This window comes from Nonomuraea antimicrobica, assembly GCF_039536965.1.
Lineage (GTDB): Bacteria > Actinomycetota > Actinomycetes > Streptosporangiales > Streptosporangiaceae > Nonomuraea > Nonomuraea antimicrobica.
Window position 1 is genome coordinate 1 of the sequence record NZ_BAAAZP010000248.1, and the last position, 831, is coordinate 831.

The following is an 831-nucleotide window of genomic DNA, read 5'->3' on the forward strand; positions in this document are numbered from 1 at the left end:
ATTCCTGCCGCCCCTGATTCTCTCCGCGCGCTACCACGCCGATAACGTGCCGGACTCCGAGCGGGAGAGAGCTATCCGGCTGAGGTCGGATGCGCTCAACCTGGCGGCGCGCTACCTCATCCAGGTCCGCGCGCATGACCTGGCGCTGACCGCTGTTCAGGAGGCCCAACGCGATGCACTTGCGATCGGCGATATGGCCCTGGCCGCCGCGGCGGTCACCGTACAAGCCTGGGCGATGATGCGCCAGGGCCGCTTCTCCGAGGTGATGCGCCTCTGCGCCGCCGCGGCCGATTCCATCGAGCCTCGCATGTCCACTGCCACGGTCGCCGAGCTGGACGCCTGGGGCTGGCTGCTGGCACGCGCGTCGGCGGCCTCGGCCCGAGACAACCAACCGGACCGCGCCGACGAGTTCGTGAGCCTGGCCATCTTGGCCGGTACCCGCATGGGGCACGAGCACAGCCGCCCATCAGGAGGGTCCTCGTTCGGGCCGCTCACCGCTGCACTGATGCGGCCAGAGAACGCCATGATGGCCGGTGATCCCGGCAGGGCCGTCGAGCTCTACCGGCAACTGCCGCGCGACGTGGGCAGGACGGACTCGAGCACCTGGAATCGAGCGTTGCTGGATTGCGCACGCGCGCATCTACGGATCGGCGATGCAACCCGGGCTACAGAGATCATGACGCGGCTACGCCTGAGAGCGCCGGCCTGGCTGCGCTACCAGCAGCTCGGCAAAGACACCGCGAGGGAACTCGTCACCGGAGGCAGCAAGCGGAAACTCACCTCCGACCAGCGTGCACTCGTGGAGTTCTTCTCCCTCGCCGACTGAGCTAC

At 68.2% G+C, this 831-nt stretch carries 1 protein-coding gene; it reads left to right on the forward strand.

The annotated features are described in order from the left end of the window. The coding region (locus tag ABD844_RS52150; RefSeq protein WP_344897529.1) for a hypothetical protein at positions 1–826 on the forward strand (826 nt) is incomplete at its 5' end. Positions 827–831: the final 5 nt, after the last annotated feature.